The following is an 18,919-nucleotide window of genomic DNA, read 5'->3' as shown; positions in this document are numbered from 1 at the left end:
CACTACGCTCAGCGAGGTGAGCAGTATCCAGGTCGCAGATCAGACCTTCCTCGCGGCGCCGCCCGCCGCGATCGCCGACGTGCTGAGCGCCACCAACAACTGGCGCCGCTGGTGGCCCGACCTGCGCCTCGACGTGCGCGAGGATCGCGGTGACAAGGGCATCCGCTGGACGGTGGCAGGCCCGCTGGACGGGACCATGGAGGTGTGGCTGGAAGCCGTGCCCGAGGGCGCGATCCTGCACTACTTCCTGCACGCCGAGCCCACCGCGGCCAAGCCGATGACGCCGCGCGCGCTGGCCGCGGCGAACCGGGCCCGCCGGGTGGCGGGCAAGGACATGTCGTTCGAATTGAAGGCACGGCTCGAGGCCGGTCGTCCCGCGGGCGTCGCGCCCGCGGCCGCCGCGGCGTCCTGACGACGCCCCCGGCACCGACTGCTCGTCCCGCACGAAAGGAACCGTTGTCAGCCATGGCCGACCGGACCCAGAGATCGATCGTCATCGAGGCCCCGTCGCAGCAGGTGATGGCCGTCATCGCGGACCTGGCGTCGTATCCGGAATGGGTGGCGGCCGCGCAGTCGGTCGAGGTGCTCGAATCCGACGCGGCGGGCCGGGCGGCGACGGCGCGGTTCGTCCTCGACGCCGGTGTCGTCAAGGACACCTACGTGCTGGCCTACACCTGGCGCGCCGACGGCCGCGCGGTGAGCTGGCGACTGCTCAGTGGTGACCTGCAGAAGGCCCAGGACGGCAGCTACGAGCTCCGCGACCGGCCCGACGGCAGCACCGAGGTGGTCTACGAGCTGACGGTCGACTTGAACATCCCGATGATCGGCATGTTCAAGCGCAAGGCCGAGAAGGTGATCACCGATACGGCCTTGAAGGAACTGAAGAAGCGGGTCGAGGGCTGAGCGCCCCCGGCGGTACCCGCGTCGAACTGTTCGTCGGCAAGGGCGGAGTCGGCAAGACCACGCTGGCCTGCGCGACGGGCATGGCCTACGCGCGCGCCGGTCGGCGGGTGCTGATCGCCTCGCTGGACCAGGCCCATTCGCTCGGTGACGCGCTCGGCTTCCGGTTCCCGCACGATCCCGGGACGGTCGCGGGGGTGGCCAGGGTGGCGCCCGGCCTCGAGGTGATCGAGATCGATTCCCTGGCCCTGCTCGAGGATCGCTTCCGCGACGTGGTGCGGATGCTGGAGAAGGGCGGCGGGCACGATCACGGCATCGACATCACCGCGCTGGACCCGGCCGAGCTCACCGGGCTGCCAGGCGTGCAGGAACTGCTGATGCTGGTGGAGATCGCGCAGTACACCGAGGAGCAGGACTGGGACGTCATCGTCGTCGACTGCCCGCCCTCGGCCGACATGCTGCGCCTGGTGACCGCACCGGACACACTGCTCAGCTATCTGGAACGCCTGTGGCCCAAGCACGCTCGCACGATGAGCGCGATCGGTCCCGACCTGCGCAAGGCGGTGCTCGCGGCGACGGTGGAACGCATCGTCGGCGCGGTCACCCAGGTGCGCGACCTGCTGGCCGACCGCACGAGGACCAGCGCGCGGCTGATCACCGGCCCCGAGCAGGTGGCCGTCGCGGAATCGCGGCGGGTGCGGTCGGCGGCCGCCCTGCTGGGCCTGCGCCTGGACGCCGTGGTGGTGAACAAGGTGCTGCCGCCGGTGCCGCCGCCCGGTGAGCACGCCCATCCGGCCGTGCACTGGTATCTGAACCGCCGCGCCGAACAGCTCGAGGTGGTGGCCCGGCTGCACGAGCAGCTCACCGACGTCCCGATCCTGACCGCCCAGCACGCCGGCGCCGAACCGGTGGGGGTGAACGCGCTGACCGCCTTCTCCTACGCGGTCGACACGCTGCCCGCTCCGCACGCTCCGGGCGCGGATTCGGGCGAACCGATGGTTCGATGGGAGTCCGGCTCCGGTGTCGACTCCGTGTACCTCATGCGGATGCGGCTGCCGGTGGTCGATCCCGGCACCTTGCGGCTGGGCCGAGTGGAGGACGATCTGATCGTGGGAGCCGACGGGGTACGCACCCGTGTCCGGCTCGCGCCGGTGCTGCAACGCTGCACGGTGGCGGGGGCCGAACTCGACGACGGTCACCTGGTGGTCCGCTTCCGGCCCGATCCGCGGGTGTGGCCCGCCGATCCGAACTACACGAAGGCCACCGCAGATGAGCACTGAGTCCCAGTCCGACCGCCGCGGCCACCACCCGGACGGTTTCGCCGAGTTCACCGAGGAGCTGCGGCTGCTGGCCGAAGTGCTGCTGGCCCGGGTGGAGCCGGTGCTGCGCCGCACCGCCGCCGACGGCCAGGCCGATCTGGGCGGCTGCTCCTGGTGCCCGGTCTGCGCGGCCGCGGCCCTGGTCCGCGGCGAACACCACGACGTGGTCGCCGCGCTCGCCGACCACGGCACCTCGATGGTGACCGTCCTGCGCGAGGCCCTCGCCGGCGTCCCGGTGGAACCGGTCCTGCCGCCCGAGTGGGCCGAATACGCGGCGGCACATCATGATTCGCACGGCGCGTACGGCTACGACGACGACCGGCACGGGCACACCGGCACCGGATGGCCGACGGACGACGCCGCGCGCTCCGGATTCCCCACCCCTGGCACGGCGACGCCGACCGACGAGGTCCCCGCCGCCACGGAGCACGGGTCCGACGCGGCGGCGTCCACCGACACCGCCCAGGCCGCGGGCCGGACCCGCCTCCGCTGGGGCTCGGCCCGATCCAGCCAGGCACCACGCCCCCGCCGGGTCGACGAATTCGAGGCACCGCGCGCCGAGGGCATCCCCGGCACCACGGCCGGCCGCGGGACTCCGCCGGAGCACGACGGTGACACCCGCACCGGACCGGCGACCCAGCCCGCCGACACCGCCCGCGACGATCGATCGCGCTCCACCCGCGCGCCGCGCTCGCGTTATGTCGACATTCCGGTGACGATCCGGGGATGACCCAGCGGATCGACCGGCAGCATCTGCTCACCGTCGGGATCGACGTCGGCGGCACGAACATCCGCGCCTCGGTCGTCGACGCCGAGGGCGAGGTGCTCGACACTGTGCAGGCCCCCACCCCGCACTCGGCGCGCGCGCTCGAGGACGCCATCGACCGCGCGGTGCGCGAGCTGGCGCGCAGGCATCCGATCGCCGCGGTCGGTCTCGCGGTCGCCGGGTTCATCTCCGAGGACCGGTCGACCGTCCGGTTCGCCCCGCACCTGCCCTGGCGCGATGCCCCGGTGGCCCAGCGGCTGACCACCCGACTGGGGCTGCCGGTGATCCTCGAGCACGACGCCAACGCCGCGGGCTGGGCCGAGTACCACTTCGGGGCCGCGGCGGGCGGGCACACCGTGGTCCTCATCGCGATCGGCACCGGCATCGGCGCCGCCCTGCTCATCGACGGACAGCTCTACCGCGGCAGCCACGGCATCGCGCCCGAGCTGGGCCACCTGCAGATGGTCCCGGAGGGCCGTGCCTGCGCCTGCGGCAAGCGGGGCTGCTGGGAGCGCTACTGCAGCGGCACCGCCCTGGCCGACACCGCGATCGAGCTGCTGGCCACCGATCCGGTGCGCTCGGTGCTGGCCCGCGACGTCGCCCGCGACCCCGGCTCACTCACCGGTCGGCGGGTGGCGGGCGCCGCCCAGGACGGCGACCCGCTGGCGGTGCGGGTGATGGCCGACTTCGCGCGCTGGCTGGGCCTGGGCCTGGCCTTCGTCAGCGACATCTTCGATCCCGATCTGGTCGTGATCGCCGGCGGCGTGAGCAGTTCGGCGCCGCTGTTCCTGGACGAGGCCCGCGAGCACTACGCGGCCGCGGTCACCGGCGCCGGGCATCGTCCGCTGGCCCGGCTGCGCACCACCCAGCTGGGTGAGGCCGCCGGCATGATCGGCGCCGCGGAACTGGCCAGGGCCGCGGTCGACACGCCGGTGGCGGGCGGGACCGCGAGATGAGCGTCACAACCATGTCCGGCGGCTACCGTCCTGGGTTGGTTGTGACCTGCGACCAGCGGTAAAGTCGGATTCCGACGAGGCTGCACACCACGATCCCGGTCCCGGGGAAAGGACGCCATGTTCTACTGGCTGCTCAAGTTCGTGTTTCCGGGACCGTTCATGCATCTATACAACCGGCCCGTGGTCGAGGGCGTGGAGAACGTCCCCACCGACGGTCCGGCCATCATGGCGGGCAACCATCTGTCGTTCTCCGACTGGCTGTTCGCGCCGCTGCTGAGCCCGCGCCGGATCAGCTATCTCGCCAAGGCCGAATACTTCACCACCCCGGGCATCAAGGGCCGCCTGCAGAAGTTCTTCTTCAGCGGCACCGGCCAGTACCCGATCGACCGTAGCGGCGCCTCGGCGGCCGAGGACGCGCTGAACGCGGCGCGCAAGCTGCTCGACAAGGGCATGCTGGTCGGCCTCTACCCGGAGGGCACCCGCTCCCCCGACGGCCGCCTGTACAAGGGCAAGACCGGCATGGCGCGGCTCGCGCTGGAGACCGGCGTCCCGGTCATCCCGGTGGCCGTGATCGGCACCGACAAGGTGAGCCCGCCCGGACCGTTCAAGTGGCGCAGGCACAAGGTCACCCTGAAGTTCGGTGCCCCGCTGGACTTCTCGCGCTACGAGGGCATGAGCGGCAACCGCTTCGTGGAGCGCGCCGTCACCGACGAGGTCATGTACGAGCTGATGCGCCTCACCGGCCAGGAGTACGTCGACGTGTACGCCCACAGCCTCAAGAAGGGCGTCGCCCCCACCGACCGCCAGCTCGACGCGACCCGGATCCCGGACACCGCCGCCAGCTGAGCCGATCGCCCCAGTCCGCCGCACGTCGCACCCCGGTGCCGTGCGGCGGAGTTGTTTCCGGCTGGTGATCGGTACCGGACCCGCGACACGCCGCCCGCCCGGATTGGTAGCCTGCACAGGGCACGACGCCGCAGGGTGGGCATCCGGGACAGGATGTCGGTGAGGCAGTGAGGTGGACATGCGCGGTCGCGACCCCGACAGCCGGGTGACCCCGTTCGCCCGCCCCGCCAGGCCGTCCCCGGATCTGCGCACCGGCACTCCGCCGACCGGCAAAGTCGTGCGCAGTGCCCGGCTGGCCGCGGTGCCGGTCGCCTACGCCGGGCGGCGCATCGCCGGGCTCGGCAAGCGCGCCGTCGGCCGCGATCCCGAACAGGTCGACCGCGAGATCAGGACCCGCACCGCCGAGCATCTGTTCCAGGTGCTCGGCGAACTCAAGGGCTGCGTGGCCAAACTCGGTCAGCTGCTCGGTCTGCTCGAACTCGGCCTGGCGCCCGATCTGGCCGAGCCGTTCCGGCAAGCCCTTGCCCGCCTGCACGATTCGGCCCCGGCCATGCTGCCCGCCGCGGTGCACGCCGAACTGGCCGCGCAGCTCGGGCCCGACTGGCGTTCGCTGTTCCTGGAATTCGACGATCGCGCCGCCGCGGCCGCCTCGGTCGGCCAGGTGCATCGCGCCCGCTGGCACGACGGCACTCCCGTCGCGGTGAAGGTGATGTACCCGGGGGCCCGCCGCGCGGTGCTGGCCGATCTGCAGGCGCTGCGCCGGGCCACCCCGCTGTTCACCGCGCTGCTGCCCGGCGCCGACACCCGCCCGGTGATCGAGGCGCTGTGCGAGGAGATCAACGCCGAACTCGACTACGCGCGGGAGGCGGCCAACCAGCGCGCGTTCGCCGCCGCCTTCGCCGACGATCCGGACGTGGTCCTGAGCCGGGTGATCGCCCAGCGCGGCGACGTGCTGATCACCGAATGGCTCGACGGTGTGCCGCTGTCGCGGCTGATCCTGCGTGGCGGGGCCGCCGAACTCGACCGGCTCGGCGTGCTCATCCTGCGCTTCCTGTTCTCCGCGCCCGCCCGCGCCGGCCTCGTCTACGGCGACCCGCATCCGGGCAACTTCCTGCGCATGCCCGACGGCCGCCTGGGCGTGGTCGACTTCGGCGCGTGCATGCCGTGGCCCGCGGCCTTCCTCGACGTCGCCGGTGACGTGGGCGCCGCCGTGATCGCCGAGTCCACCGCCGATCTCGAGGCCGCGATGCGCCGCCACGGTTTCGTCGCCCCCGGCCGCGACCTCGACATCGCCACCGTCGCGGCCCGCCTGCGCCCGGTCCGCGAGGCCCTGCTGGCGCCGAGCTACCCGCTCTCGGCCGACTGGCTGCGCGAACAGGTCCGCCTGGCCACCGACCTGCGCCTGTCGAATGTGCTGCGCCAGCTGACGATGCCGCCCGGCCACACCCCCATCCTGCGTTCGTTCCTCGGCGGTGTCGCCGTCCTGTGCCAGCTCCAGACGGCGGTACCGCTGCGCGAGGAGTGCACCCGCTGGTACCCCGACACCGCCGCGGCCGCCGGCCTGTAGGACGGGCGATCGTCCAAGACCGTTCACGTCGTGTTGCCACGCGCGCGTCCCGGCGTTCGGACCCGCGATGCACCGTGAGCCCCATGGCTGGTTCGGATTTCGCGATATCCCGGCGCACACTGTTGCGCGCCACCGCCGTCGGTCTGGTGACCGCTCCCGCGCTGGCCGCGTGCGGTGACGGTCCCGGCCTGGTCCGGGCCAGGCCGGCACTGACCCACGGTGTCGCCGTCGGCGATCCACGCAGCGACGGCGCGCTGATCTGGGCGCGCTCGGACCGGCCCGCCACGCTGATCGTGGAGACCGCGGCGACCGAGAAGTTCGGCGACGTCCAGCGTTTCACCGGACCGCTGCTCACCCCGGACACCGACGGCACCGGGCGCGTCCGCGTCAACGGGCTGCCCGCCGGTCAGCTCGTGCACTACCGGGTGCGGCTGGAAGGCGAGGACGGCGCGGGTTCGGAGGCCGTGACGGGTGTCTTCCGCACCGCCCCGACCGCACCCTCGGACATCACCCTGCAGTGGTCCGGCGACGTGGCGGGCCAGGGCTTCGGCATCAACCCCGACGTCGGCGGCATGAAGGTCTTCGCCACCATGGCCGCCCGCGACCCGCACCTGTTCCTGCACTCCGGCGACTGCGTGTACGCCGACAACGCCCTGAAGGAATCGGTGACCCTGCCCGACGGCCGGATCTGGCGCAACATCACCAGCGAGGCCAAGAACGCCCCCGCCGAGACCCTCGACCAGTTCCGCGGCAACTACGCCTACAACCTCACCGACGACAACTACCGCCGCTTCAACGCCGCCGTCGCGCAGGTGGTCCAGTGGGACGACCACGAGACCACCAACAACTGGTACCCCGGCGGCACCGTGGCCGCCGACAAGGGCTACACCGAGCGCAGCATGGACACCCTGGCCACTCGCTCCTGGCAGGCCTTCCACGAGTGGATGCCGCTGGAGCCGAAGGAGGCCGTCGACGGGCGCCTGTACCGCAAGATCTCCTACGGCCCGCTGCTGGACGTGTTCGTCCTGGACATGCGCACCTACAAGGACGCCAACGGCGCCAACACCGCACCGCAGGGCGCCGTCCTGGGCACCGCGCAGACCAGCTGGCTCATCGAGGGCCTGCGGGACTCGAAGGCCACCTGGAAGATCGTCGCCGCCGACCTGCCGCTGGGCCTGATCGTCCCCGACGGCAAGACCGCCTTCGAGGGCCCGGCCAACGGGGCGCCCGGGGCGCCCTCGGGCCGCGAGACCGAGATCGCCCGCGTGCTGGCGGCGATCAAGTCGAACCGGGTCCGCGACGTCGTCTGGCTCACCGCCGACGTGCACTACACCGCCGCGCACCACTACTCGCCGGCCCGCGCGGACTTCACCGAGTTCGACGAGTTCTGGGAGTTCGTCTCCGGCCCGCTCAACGCAGGCGCGTTCGGGCCCAACCAGCTCGATCCCACCTTCGGGCCCGAGGCCGTCTTCGTGCACGCGCCGCCGGAGCCGAACACCTCGCCGCTGGACCCGCAGTTCCAGCATTTCGGCGAGGTCCGCATCGACGGGCGCTCCGGCGACCTGACCGTCGACCTGTGCGACGCCACCGGGAAAGTCCTGTTCACCAAACAGCTCGCCGCTACGCGGAAGTAGGTCGCAGGTACCGTGCGCAAGAATCGCCCAGCTGTGGTTAGCTATGCGGTCATGGGCACGCCGAACACCGTCATCTCCGAAGAGTATCTCCCCCGGGACACCGCGGATGTCGTTCGCACTGTACGTGATTCGCGCGATCGATCGGAACGCTTGACGGTTCGTGGCGGCGAGCAGACCGAAGAGTCCTATGGACTGACCGATCAGCGCGCGGTGCTCTCGCTGCGCAAGATGAACTCGGTGCTCGACATCAACCTCGGCAGGCGGACCGTGCGGGTGCAGGCCGGCGCCAAGCTCTCCGAGATCGACCGCCGCCTCGGCGCGCACGGCCTCGGCCTGCCCGTGGTGGGCGACCACCGCGACATCACCGCGGGCGGGTTCGCCTCGGTCGGCGGCGTGAGCACCGCCTCGCATCGCTACGGCATGTTCATCGACCAGATCGTCGACCTCGAGTACGTCGACCCCGACGGCCGGATCGGCACCTGCGGGCGCGGGCACCACACCGAGCGCTTCCATCGCATCCTGGGCGCGGGCGGTCGCGCGGGCATCATCACCGCGCTGACCCTCGACGTCGTGGAGGTCGACAAGGACCACACCTGGCTCACCACCGACGCCGACCGGTTCCTGGACTTCGACTCCTTCGTCGAGCACGCCACCACCGAGATCACCAACCCGGGCAGCGCGGCGCTGCAGGTCGGCCGCTGGGTCGACACCGCCCCGCTGAAGGTGGCGCGTCCGGTCGGCGCGGGCCAGGTGACCCTCGGCGCCGTGCGCTTCGGCCAGTGGTCGAGCCTCTACCCCACCGCCCCCACCCGCGGCCTGCGGGCCCGGCGTGAGGTCGGCACCCGCACCCGGAAGTCGCTGGGCGCCATCGCCTCCGCCGCGGGCGGGCGCGCGGGTATGCCGGTGCGCAACGCGGCGGCGGGCGCGCTGATGTTCGCGCCCAAGGTGCTCACCATGCGCGACGCGGAGTACCTGGCCGACACCGTGATCAGCTCGTCGGAGCGTGGCCCCGCCTACCGCGTGGGCGTGTTCGCGCCGCTGGCCAACTACGGCTCGGTGTTCTACGGCCTGCACGACCTGTTCGCCGACCATCGCGAGCGCACCGGCTGCTTCACCGTCATCTCGGCGATGACCTACGGTGTGCGCTCGCCGTACCTGCGCGCCGAGGCCGCCGCCCGTGGCCTCTCCCCCGCCGACTACGGCCTGATCACCTTCACCTGCCGCCTGCGCCCCTCCGCGCTGCCCTCCGAGCAGCTGCGCGAGATCGTGTCCGGCATCGACGACATCTGCCGCTCGGAGCAGGCGCTGCGCTACAGCGTCTGACCACGGCCCGACAGGAAAGGCCCCACCGGATTCCGGTGGGGCCTTTCCTTTGTCTGTGTGGAGCTGTGTGTGTAGCTGTCGCTCAGTGCTTCTCGGCGCCGAGGTAGTACTCGAACACCAGGCCCGCGGCGGCGGCGAGCACGAGGGCCACGCCGAGGCCGATCAGCCAGAACTGGAAGAACGCCAGGCCCAGCGCGGTGACCGAACCGGCGGCCGCGAGCAGGATGGGCCAGAAGCTACCGGGCGAGAAGAAGCCCAGGTCGCCGGCGCCGTCCACGATCTCGGCCTCCTCGTAGTCCTCGGGCCGCAGGTCGATGCGGCGCGCGACGAACCGGAAGTAGGTGCCGATGATCAGCGACAGACCCGCGGTCAGCACGATCGCGGTGGTACCGGCCCATTCGATGCCGGTGCGCGACTGCGCGGTGAAGAAGCCGTAGACGATGCCCACCAGGATGAAGAACGCCGTGAGCAGTTCGAAGATCCGCGCTTCGATCCTCATATCAGAATCCTCACTTGCTCTCGTTCACCGAAGCGCTCTTGCTGTCACGCTTGGTGTTGAAGGGATACGTGGAGGTGGCGATCGGCGACTCACCGATCGACTCGAGGGCCTCACCGTTGGTCTTGCCCTCGATGCGCGCCTGCATGTACTTGGCGTACTTCTCCGGCGACACCGCGCGGACCTCGAAGTTCATCATCGAGTGGTAGGTGCCGCACATCTCGGCGCAGCGGCCGACGAACGCGCCTTCCTTCTCGATCTCGGAGATCTGGAAGACGTTGTCGGACTGGTTTTCCTTCGGGTTCGGCATCACGTCGCGCTTGAACATGAACTCCGGCACCCAGAAGGCGTGGATCACGTCGGCGGCGGCGAGCTGGAACTCGATGCGCTTGCCGGTCGGCAGCACCAGGACCGGGATCTCGGTGCTGGAACCGATGGTCTCGACCTTGTCGTAGTGCAGGTACGAGAGGATGTCGTTCTCCGGCTTGCCGTGCACCGGGCCCGGCTGCGGGTGACCCTCTTCGTTCTTGCGCTCCTCGTAGCGGGCCAGCTGCTCCTCGTTGGCCAGCTCACGCTCGGTGTCGATGCCGTTCCAGGTGAGCCCACCGACGTTGTTCACGTTGCGGTAGCCGAACTTCCAGTTCCACTGGAAGGCGGTCACGTCGACGGTGACATCCGGGTTGTCGGTCTTCTCGTGCACGTAGTTCTGCACGACCACGGTGAAGTAGAACAGCACCGCGATGATCACGAACGGGATCGCCGTGTAGGTCAGCTCCAGCGACACGTTGTAGCCCGTCTGGCGCGGGAACTCCGGGGAGTCCTTGCGCTTGCGGTGCATGATGACGGTCCAGAAGGTCAGGCCCCAGACCAGCACGCCCATGGCGAGCGCGGCCAGCACGGACCAGGTCCACAGCTCCCGCATCCGGGTGGCCTGCGGCGTGATGCCCGAGGGCCAGCCGAACCGAAGCCAAACATTGTCGATCGAGCAGCCCGAGACGAGGACGGCAGTGATCCCCAAGGACACCGCCAGCCCGGCCCGTCGAAGGATGCGGCCCTGCCGACCCCGAACGGGTCGTGCCCCGATCTCTTCGCTCGCCTTGTGCGCCACGCTCACGCCTTCCTGGTCGCTACACATTCCGACACATTGCGTCGTCCGGGCCGCGATCCGCCCGTTCCGACACCGCTTTCAAGCACGTTTCAGGCCGCCCTCGAGTATTGCCGCTGTGACGCCTGCACACCTGAGAAGGACCTGAGTACTACGCAGCGTAGACCAAAGCGGGCGCTGACTTGTCGCGGGGTCGTGTTCGACACTCCGCCGTGACCGTGCCGGACGCGGCGACCTGGGGTTTGCCGGTGCGCGGGCCGTCCATCGGCCGCTGCGACGGGTTGGACGCGGCGCGTCGCGCGGGTGTGCGGCATACTCGGACACAGCGTTTCGGCCCGTACGTGGCCACCCCATCATCGAACGAGAGAAGGTTGCCGACACCGTGTGCGGACTGCTCGGATTCCTGACAGCTGATACGGCGACGACCGCGGTGGTCGATCAGGTGTACGACGCGCTGCACTGCCAGCGGCACCGTGGGCCCGACGAGAAGGGCACCTGGCACGACGAGCACATGATCTTCGGCTTCAACCGCCTGTCGATCATCGACATCGAGCACTCGCACCAGCCGCTGCGGTGGGGCCCCGCCGACAACCCGCAGCGCTACGCCATGACCTTCAACGGCGAGATCTACAACTACCTGGAACTGCGCGAGCAGCTGGCCGCCGAGCACGGCGCCGAGTTCCCCGAGGGCAAGATCTTCGCCACCGACGGCGACGGCGAGTCCATCGTGGCCGCGTTCCACTTCTGGGGTCCCGAGGCCGTGCGCAAGCTGCGCGGCATGTTCGCCTTCGCGATCTGGGACACCGAGACCCAGGAGCTGTTCCTGGCGCGCGACCCGTTCGGCATCAAGCCGCTGTTCTACGCGACCGGCCCCGGCGGCACCGCTTTCGCCAGCGAGAAGAAGAGCGTGCTGGAACTGCTGAGCCCGCTCGGCGTCTCCGACGAGCTGGACCCGCGCGCGCTCGAGCACTACACCGTGCTGCAGTACGTGCCCGAGCCCGAGTCGCTGCACCGCAACATCCGCCGCCTCGAATCCGGCACCTACGCCACGGTGAAGGTCGGGCAGGCACCGCAGGCCACCCGCTACTTCCGTCCCGACTTCCGGGTCCGGCCGTTCGCCGAGGGCGCCGCCCAGGCCCGCTACGCCGAGATCGCGGCCGCGCTCGAGGACTCCGTCGCCAAGCACATGCGCGCCGATGTCACCGTCGGCTCGTTCCTGTCCGGCGGCATCGACTCCACCGCCATCGCGGCGCTGGCCATGCGGCACAACCCGAAGCTGATCACCTTCACCACCGGGTTCGAGCGCGAGGGCTACTCCGAGGTCGACGTGGCCGCCGAGAGCGCCGAGCTGATCGGCGCCCGCCACATCGTGAAGGTGGTCTCGCCCGCCGAGTTCGCCGCCGCCATCCCGGAGATCGTCTGGTACCTCGACGACCCGGTCGCCGACCCGGCGCTGGTGCCCCTGTACTTCGTGGCCAAGGAGGCCCGCAAGCACGTCAAGGTGGTGCTGTCCGGCGAGGGCGCCGACGAGCTGTTCGGCGGCTACACCATCTACCGGGAGCCCTTGTCGCTCAAGCCGTTCGAGTACCTGCCCGCCGGGCTGCGCAAGCTCGTCGGCAAGCTCGGCGACAAGATCCCCGACGGCAGGCGGGGCAAGTCGCTGCTGCAGCGCGGCTCGCTCACCCTCGAGGACCGCTACTACGGCAACGCCCGCAGCTTCAACGACGCGCAGCTGCGCTCGGTGCTGCGCGAGTTCCGGCCCGAGTGGACCCACCAGGACGTCACCGCCCCGATCTACGCCCAGTCCGCGGGCTGGGACCCGGTGGCGCGCATGCAGCACCTGGACCTGTTCACCTGGCTGCGCGGCGACATCCTGGTCAAGGCCGACAAGATGACCATGGCCAACTCGCTGGAACTGCGCGTGCCGTTCCTGGACAACGAGGTCATGCGGGTCGCCCAGGGCCTGCCCTACGACCAGAAGATCACCAAGGAGACCTCGAAGTACGCGCTGCGCCAGGCCCTGGACGGGATCGTCCCCGACCATGTCCTCAACCGCGCCAAGCTCGGCTTCCCGGTCCCGCTGCGGCACTGGCTGCGCGGCACCGAGCTCTACGACTGGGCGCAGGCCCAGATCGCCGAGTCGCAGACCGACCACCTCATCGACAAGGCCGCGGTCCTGCAGATGCTGCGCGACCACAAGGCAGGCGTGTCCGACCACAGCCGCCGCCTGTGGACCCTGCTGGTCTTCATGGTCTGGCACGGCATCTTCGTCGAGGACCGGATCAAGCCGGAGATCCAGGAGCCGGTCTACCCGGTCTCGCTGTAGTCCCCCACGGCGCACGAACGCCCCCTCGATCCAACGATCGAGGGGGCGTTCGGTTTTCGCGGTTACAGCAGCGCGGACAGTTCGTCGGCGGCGTCGGAGCCGTAGGCCTTGGTGAGGCGCTCGACGGCCTCGTCCTTGTTGAGGGTCCACTCCTGGGTGCCGGTGGTCTCCAGGATCAGCACGGCGATCAGGGAGCCGAGCTGGGCGGCGCGCTCCAAGCTCAGGCCGGCGCGGTGGGCGGTGAGGAAGCCGGCGCGGAAGCCGTCGCCGACGCCGGTCGGGTCGACCTTGGCCACCTCCGGCACCACGCCCACGCGCACCTCGGTGCCGTCGGCGTCGACCACCAGCACGCCGTCGGAACCGAGGGTGGTGACCCGGATGCCGACCTTGGCGGTGATCTCCGCTTCGCTCAGCCCGGTCTTCTGCTGCAGCAGCGCCCACTCGTACTTGTTGGTGAACAGGTAGGCGGCACCGTCGACCAGTTCCGCCGCCTGCTCGCCGTCGAGGCGGGCCAGCTGCTGGGACGGGTCGGCGGCGTAGGCGATGCCCTGAGCCTTGGCCTGGCGGGTGTGGGCCACCATCGCCTCGGGGTCGTTGGCGCCCACCAGCACCAGGTCGACCTCGTGCGCGCCGGCGATCGCGGCGATATCGATGTCGCGGGCCTCGCTCATGGCGCCCGGGTAGAACGAGGCGATCTGGGCCATCGCCTCGTCGGTGGTGCAGACGAACCGGGCGGTGTGCGCCTTGTCCGAGACGTGCACGGCCGAGCAGTCGACACCGTTGGTCTCGAGCCACTGCCGGTATTCGGCGAAGTCGGCGCCCACCGCGCCCACCAGCAGCGGACGTTGCTTGAGCAGGCCCATCGCGTAGGCGATGTTGCCCGCGACGCCGCCGCGACGGATCTGCAGATCGTCGACGAGGAAACTCAGGGACACATGATCGAGCTGATCGGCGAGCAGCACATCGGCGAACTTGCCGGGAAAACGCATGAGATGGTCGGTGGCGATGGACGCGGACACAGCAACAGACACGAGGCGAGGCCCCTTCGACACTAGGCGCGGAAAGCAAGAAGTCCGGGATCGTCAGATCCCGGACTTCAACGGTAGCAAGCCGCTACCCCGCGTGGTTCGACCTCAGTTGAACGAGTCGCCGCAGGCGCAGGAGCCGGTGGCGTTCGGGTTGTCGATGGTGAAGCCCTGCTTCTCGATGGTGTCGACGAAGTCGATCGAGGCACCCTGGATGTAGGGGGCGCTCATGCGGTCGACGGCGAGCTTCACGCCGGAGAACTCGACGACGATGTCACCGTCGAGGATGCGGTCGTCGAAGAACAGCTGGTAGCGCAGACCGGCACAACCGCCCGGCTGTACGGCGATCCGCAGGGCGAGGTCGTCGCGACCTTCCTGGTCGAGCAGCGCCTTCGCCTTGGCGGCGGCAGCGTCGGTCAGCGTCGCACCGTGGGTCTCGGTGGCGGTCTCGTTCTGCACAGTCATGGACACTCCTAAGTCGGCCGGCCCGCGGAACGGACCTCAGGTGCACAGCGCACGACTGATTTCAACACCATCGCGGCGGCTGCTATTCCTATTTTGCCACCCGCGCCACGCGAGGTGGACTCGCCCTGGGTGGTTCCCCCCACAGTACGCGCGCGCACGACGTGATCCAGCTCGCACACCGGGGCCGATGAGACCGGCCACACCGCTGACCGGACCGCATTTCACCCTCGTCGGCGTCATCGAATAGCCTGGTGAACGTGAAATTGTTCCGTCGCGACGAGTCCAGCACCATCGACGAGTCCGTCGACCCCTCGGTGCCGGACGCCGATCAGGCCTCCGCACCCGCCTCCACCACCCCCGGCAAGGGGCGCCCGACCCCGAAACGGCGTGATGCCGAAGGCAAACGGCGCGGCCCGGTGGCCCCGGCCCCGATGACCGCCAAGGAGGCCCGCGCCCGCCGCAAGGCCACCAAGGGCTCCAAGGAGGACCGCAAGGCCGCCGCGGCCGACCGTCGCGCCGCCGTGCAGGACCGCCGCGCCCGGATGCTGGCCGGTGAGGACAAGTACCTGCTGCCCCGCGATCAGGGCCCGGTCCGCGGCTACGTGCGCGACCTGGTCGACGCCCGCCGCAACCTGGTGGGCCTGTTCATGCCGATGGCACTGGTGCTGATCATGTCGATGTTCGTGGCGCCGGGTCTGCAGACCATCGTCACGCTGGCGATGCTGGTGATGATGATCTTCATGATCATCGAGGGCTTCGTGCTGGGCCGGATCGTGAACAACCGGGTGCTCGAGCGGTTCCCCGACACCACCGACACCGGTTTCAAGCTGGGCTGGTACGCCTTCGTGCGCGCCTCGCAGATCCGCAAGATGCGCGCCCCCAAGCCGCGGGTCGGCCCCGGCGACGCCGTCTGACCTTCCGCACTCCCGAATGCCGTTCCACCCGCCGGGTGGGGCGGCATTCGTGGTTTCAGTGGTGGCCGGGCCGGATGTTGTTCGCGTAGCCGGCGATGGCGGCGAGTTCGGCGTCGACGCGCTGGGCGTCGCGGTCGACGATGCCGGTGGAGCCCGCGGTGCCGCGGCCGACGAGGACGGCGAGTCCGACGATGGCGGCGAGGACGATCAGGAAAGTAATCATGGCAGAAATTTTGCGCCCGCCAGTTTTCAGCCGAAAGTGGCTGTTCTGTCATTGTGCGTAAAAATTCGGCCAGATAGCATGGACGCATGCTGTCCAAGGTCGCGGTCGTCCTCAACGACAAGCTCGCCATGTTCGAATTCGGCGTCGTCTGTGAGGTTTTCGGGCTCGACCGGACCGCGGACGGGCTGCCGGGCTTCGACTTCCGGGTCTGCGGCGCCACCCCGGGCAAGCCGCTGCGCTCCACCACGCCCGGCGTCTCGGTGACCCCCGAGTACGGCCTCGACGAGCTGGTGCACGCCGATCTCGTGGCGATTCCGGCGTTCCCGTTCACCCTGGGCCACAGCTACGACGACCGGGTGGTGGCGGCGGTGCGCGCCGCGTCCGACGCGGGCGCGATCGTGCTGACCGTCTGCTCGGGCGCGTTCCTGGCGGGCGAGGCGGGGCTGCTCGACGGCCGCAAGTGCACGACGCACTGGCGCTACGTCGACATCCTGGCCGCCCAGTACCCGGCCGCCACCGTCGACCCCGACGTGCTGTTCGTCGACGAGGGCGATCTGATCACCAGCGCGGGCACCGCGGCAGGCATCGACGCCTGCCTGCACCTGGTGCGCCGCGAGATCGGCAGCGCGGCGGCCAACGGCATCGCCCGGCGCATGGTGGTGCCACCCCAGCGCGACGGCGGGCAGCGGCAGTTCATCGAGCAGCCGGTCCCCGAATGCCGCTCCGAGGGCCTGTCGACGACGCTGAGCTGGCTCACCGAGAACCTGGCCCACCCGCACACCGTCGACGAGCTGGCCGCACGCTCGAGCATGTCCACCCGCACCTTCGCGCGCCGTTTCGCCGCCGAGACCGGGACCACGCCGGTGAAATGGCTGACCACCCAGCGCGTCCTGTTCGCCAAGCACCTGCTCGAGGCGACGGACATGCCGCTGGAACGCATTGCCGACCAGTCCGGTTTCGGCTCCGGCGCGCTGCTGCGCCACCATTTCCAGCGCCAGGTCGGCATCGCACCCACCGAGTACCGCCGCCGCTTCGGCGCCCCTACCCGCGACGGCGCAGCCGACGGCCGTCCCGCGCGTTGAGCGTCATCAGCCCGATATTGACCGCGCCCGCGACCAGCTCCAGCGCCTGGACGAGGTAGAACGCGACGCCGAAGCGGTGCGCGGAGGCCAGCACCGCGAGCGTGACCGCCGACGGGATCAGCACGAGCAGCCCGTTGGCCGCGATGACCGGCATCCGCCGCTTCTTCGCGAGGACGACCGGGTCGTCCCACCCACCGGCCAGCCGGAACCCGGTGGCCCCGGTGACGGCGAGCGCGAGCACCAGCACCGGCAGCCCCCACGGGATCGCCAGTTTCACCGCACGCACGGCCGCTTCGGACCCGAACAGTTCGACCAGCACGGTGCAGGTCCAGAAGATGAGGATGGTGAGCAGGCCGACCGTCGCGGCGACCGGGTGGACACGAGCGAGCACGACTACCCCTCCAGATTGTGGATCGCATGGCGGAGCAGGCCCAGGAACGCCTCGCCGTCCTCGGCCGGGAAACCGGCGGTGGCCAGGTCGTTCACCTCGCGCGCGGCGGCGTGCAGCTCCGGGCGCAGGCGCCGGGCCCGCTCGGTGAGATGGATCAGCGCGCGCCTGCCGTCGGCGGGGTCGGGGGTGCGCCGCACGAGCCCGTCGCGCTCCATCCGCTTGAGGGTGTGCGCCATGGTCGACTGGTCGATGCGCACCTTCGCGCAGAGCTGCTGCTGGGTGACACCGTCCTCTTCGTAGAGCGCGAGCAGTTGCGCGAACTGCCCCGGCACCACGCCGTGCGGGGCGATGCGGTCGCGTAGCGCCTGCTCCATGAGCCGCGCCAGGTGATTCACCACGTATCCGAGCGAGGTACCGCGTTCCAGCGATGCCATGTCCACCTCCGTTCCCCTTCGACCGTTCCCCTTCGACAATACATGGCAAGCCATCTATTTAGGCTCGACGCCTGAAATCAATTGGTGAACAGCACAGTTCTCCACCTGCTCAACTGTCGGGAGTCGGAATCTTCTTGACCCGTTCCGGCGGGCGCTGGTCAGCTGACATGGTGATGAGTGTCGCGCGGGGAAATGTCGGTCGGCTGCGGAAGGTGCTCGCGGTCGCGGGGGCGGCGGTGCTCGCCGTGACGGCCGGGTGGTCCGCGACCGCGGGGGCCGCGCCGTCGGTAACACGCACTCCCGCAGGCGGTTTCGAGACGCTGCTCGTGCCGTCGAGCATGGGGCCGATCCCGGTGCAGGTGCAGTGGGCCGCGCGCGGCGGGAGCTCGGCGCTGTATCTGCTCGACGGATTGCGGGCGCCGGCCGACCACAGCCAGTGGACCACCGACACCGACGCGCTGCGCCAATTCGCCGGAGAAGACGTGACATTGGTGTTCCCGGTGGGCGGCCACTCCAGCTTCTACACCGACTGGTACCGGCCCAGCAGCACCAATCGGCAAGCCACGACGTACAAGTGGGAGACCTTCCTCACCCGGGAGCTGCCCGACTTCCTGGCCGGCTACGGCGTCTCGCGCACGAACAACGCGATCGTGGGCGCCTCCATGGGCGGCAATGCCGCGCTCACCCTCGCCGCCCACCACCGCGACCAGTTCCGCTTCGCCGGCTCGTTCTCCGGTTTCGTGAACCCGACCTACCCGATGTGGCGCGAGGCCATGCGCGCCGCCATGCTCGACGAGGGCATGTTCAACGTCGACGACATGTGGGGCCCCGCGGGCGATCCCGCCTGGGCGCGCAACGACGCCACCGTCCAGGCCGAACGGCTGCGCGGCCTGCCGCTGTTCCTCACCACCGGCAACGGCGTCCCCGGCCCGCTCGACCTGCCCAACGGCGCGGGCAACACCGTCAACGCCATGGGCCTCGAGGCGCTGAGCGCCGTTGCGGCGACCGGTTTCCGCGACCGGGTCACCGCGCTGGGTGTCTCCGCGCGCGTCGACATCCTGCCCGGCACCCACACCTGGCCGTACTGGCAGCGGGCGCTGGCCACCGCGCGGCCGATGATCCTGGACGCGCTGGGCGCCTGAGCGTT

20 protein-coding genes are annotated in these 18,919 nt (G+C 70.3%); 13 read left to right on the top strand and 7 right to left on the bottom strand.

The window, feature by feature from the left end; translation table 11 throughout:
- The first annotated feature begins 16 nt into the window (after nucleotides 1–16).
- The 9 genes from EL493_RS13690 to EL493_RS13650 all read left to right on the top strand — a co-directional run bounded on the left by EL493_RS13690 (nucleotide 17) and on the right by EL493_RS13650 (nucleotide 9,311).
- Nucleotides 17–412: a hypothetical protein gene (locus EL493_RS13690; RefSeq protein ID WP_019046181.1), complete on the top strand. Its 396-nt coding sequence runs from the start codon at nucleotides 17–19 to the stop codon at nucleotides 410–412.
- 53 nt (nucleotides 413–465) lie between these two features.
- Nucleotides 466–903, top strand: coding sequence for an SRPBCC family protein (locus EL493_RS13685; RefSeq protein WP_019046180.1), 438 nt, complete (start codon nucleotides 466–468; stop codon nucleotides 901–903).
- Nucleotides 900–2,180, top strand: coding sequence for an ArsA family ATPase (locus EL493_RS13680; protein ID WP_232017322.1), 1,281 nt, complete (start codon nucleotides 900–902; stop codon nucleotides 2,178–2,180). Before EL493_RS13685 ends, EL493_RS13680 begins: the two co-directional genes overlap by 4 nt.
- Nucleotides 2,170–2,949 (top strand): hypothetical protein, encoded by a 780-nt coding sequence (locus tag EL493_RS32720; protein WP_019046178.1) that lies wholly within the window; start codon nucleotides 2,170–2,172, stop codon nucleotides 2,947–2,949. Before EL493_RS13680 ends, EL493_RS32720 begins: the two co-directional genes overlap by 11 nt.
- Nucleotides 2,946–3,941 (top strand): ROK family protein, encoded by a 996-nt coding sequence (locus EL493_RS13670; protein ID WP_019046177.1) that lies wholly within the window; start codon nucleotides 2,946–2,948, stop codon nucleotides 3,939–3,941. The genes EL493_RS32720 and EL493_RS13670 overlap by 4 nt, the downstream gene beginning before the upstream one ends.
- Nucleotides 3,942–4,058: 117 nt before the next feature.
- Nucleotides 4,059–4,787 (top strand): lysophospholipid acyltransferase family protein, encoded by a 729-nt coding sequence (locus EL493_RS13665; protein WP_019046176.1) that lies wholly within the window; start codon nucleotides 4,059–4,061, stop codon nucleotides 4,785–4,787.
- 178 nt (nucleotides 4,788–4,965) lie between these two features.
- Nucleotides 4,966–6,354, top strand: coding sequence for an ABC1 kinase family protein (locus EL493_RS13660; RefSeq protein ID WP_022566012.1), 1,389 nt, complete (start codon nucleotides 4,966–4,968; stop codon nucleotides 6,352–6,354).
- 83 nt (nucleotides 6,355–6,437) lie between these two features.
- Entirely contained in the window at nucleotides 6,438–7,988 is a 1,551-nt protein-coding gene (locus EL493_RS13655; RefSeq protein ID WP_019046174.1) for an alkaline phosphatase D family protein, read from the top strand.
- A gap of 51 nt (nucleotides 7,989–8,039) precedes the next feature.
- On the top strand, nucleotides 8,040–9,311 hold the full coding sequence (locus EL493_RS13650) for an FAD-binding oxidoreductase (protein ID WP_019046173.1): 1,272 nt from the start codon (nucleotides 8,040–8,042) through the stop codon (nucleotides 9,309–9,311).
- A gap of 82 nt (nucleotides 9,312–9,393) precedes the next feature.
- On the opposite strand, the gene EL493_RS13645 is transcribed toward EL493_RS13650, so the two are convergent.
- Together EL493_RS13645 and ctaC are read right to left on the bottom strand one after the other, a co-directional pair.
- Nucleotides 9,394–9,810, bottom strand: a complete 417-nt coding sequence (locus tag EL493_RS13645) for a cytochrome c oxidase subunit 4 (RefSeq protein WP_019046172.1) — start codon at nucleotides 9,808–9,810, stop codon at nucleotides 9,394–9,396.
- A 10-nt stretch (nucleotides 9,811–9,820) separates the two neighbouring features.
- Complete coding sequence (gene ctaC, locus EL493_RS13640; protein ID WP_030204020.1) at nucleotides 9,821–10,942, bottom strand: aa3-type cytochrome oxidase subunit II; 1,122 nt, start codon at nucleotides 10,940–10,942, stop codon at nucleotides 9,821–9,823.
- A 352-nt stretch (nucleotides 10,943–11,294) separates the two neighbouring features.
- On the opposite strand from ctaC, the gene asnB reads away from it, so the two are divergent.
- On the top strand, nucleotides 11,295–13,238 hold the full coding sequence (asnB, locus tag EL493_RS13635) for an asparagine synthase (glutamine-hydrolyzing) (RefSeq protein WP_019046170.1): 1,944 nt from the start codon (nucleotides 11,295–11,297) through the stop codon (nucleotides 13,236–13,238).
- Between the two features lie 62 nt (nucleotides 13,239–13,300).
- On the opposite strand, the gene EL493_RS13630 is transcribed toward asnB, so the two are convergent.
- Entirely contained in the window at nucleotides 13,301–14,227 is a 927-nt protein-coding gene (locus tag EL493_RS13630; RefSeq protein ID WP_407938941.1) for a carbohydrate kinase family protein, read from the bottom strand.
- 144 nt (nucleotides 14,228–14,371) lie between these two features.
- On the bottom strand, nucleotides 14,372–14,728 hold the full coding sequence (locus EL493_RS13625; protein ID WP_019046168.1) for a HesB/IscA family protein: 357 nt from the start codon (nucleotides 14,726–14,728) through the stop codon (nucleotides 14,372–14,374).
- A gap of 314 nt (nucleotides 14,729–15,042) precedes the next feature.
- Here EL493_RS13625 and EL493_RS13620 point away from each other — a divergent pair, with 314 nt between their 5' ends.
- Nucleotides 15,043–15,642, top strand: a complete 600-nt coding sequence (locus tag EL493_RS13620; RefSeq protein WP_232017321.1) for a DUF3043 domain-containing protein — start codon at nucleotides 15,043–15,045, stop codon at nucleotides 15,640–15,642.
- 55 nt (nucleotides 15,643–15,697) lie between these two features.
- Here the strand turns inward: EL493_RS13620 and EL493_RS32315 are convergent, their stop codons facing one another.
- Nucleotides 15,698–15,865, bottom strand: a complete 168-nt coding sequence (locus EL493_RS32315; protein WP_019046166.1) for a hypothetical protein — start codon at nucleotides 15,863–15,865, stop codon at nucleotides 15,698–15,700.
- An 86-nt stretch (nucleotides 15,866–15,951) separates the two neighbouring features.
- Between EL493_RS32315 and EL493_RS13610 the strand changes: the two genes are divergently transcribed.
- Entirely contained in the window at nucleotides 15,952–16,947 is a 996-nt protein-coding gene (locus EL493_RS13610; protein WP_019046165.1) for a helix-turn-helix domain-containing protein, read from the top strand.
- Here the strand turns inward: EL493_RS13610 and EL493_RS13605 are convergent.
- Both EL493_RS13605 and EL493_RS13600 read right to left on the bottom strand, forming a co-directional pair.
- Nucleotides 16,907–17,338 (bottom strand): hypothetical protein, encoded by a 432-nt coding sequence (locus EL493_RS13605; protein ID WP_019046164.1) that lies wholly within the window; start codon nucleotides 17,336–17,338, stop codon nucleotides 16,907–16,909. The genes EL493_RS13610 and EL493_RS13605 overlap by 41 nt on opposite strands.
- A gap of 2 nt (nucleotides 17,339–17,340) precedes the next feature.
- Entirely contained in the window at nucleotides 17,341–17,772 is a 432-nt protein-coding gene (locus EL493_RS13600) for a MarR family winged helix-turn-helix transcriptional regulator (RefSeq protein ID WP_022566017.1), read from the bottom strand.
- 173 nt (nucleotides 17,773–17,945) lie between these two features.
- Between EL493_RS13600 and EL493_RS13595 the strand changes: the two genes are divergently transcribed.
- Nucleotides 17,946–18,914, top strand: coding sequence for an alpha/beta hydrolase (locus tag EL493_RS13595; RefSeq protein ID WP_022566018.1), 969 nt, complete (start codon nucleotides 17,946–17,948; stop codon nucleotides 18,912–18,914).
- The last annotated feature ends 5 nt before the right edge of the window (nucleotides 18,915–18,919 follow it).

Source organism: Nocardia asteroides (assembly GCF_900637185.1).
Lineage (GTDB): Bacteria > Actinomycetota > Actinomycetes > Mycobacteriales > Mycobacteriaceae > Nocardia > Nocardia asteroides.
This window is presented reverse-complemented; position numbering and strand designations above follow the sequence as displayed.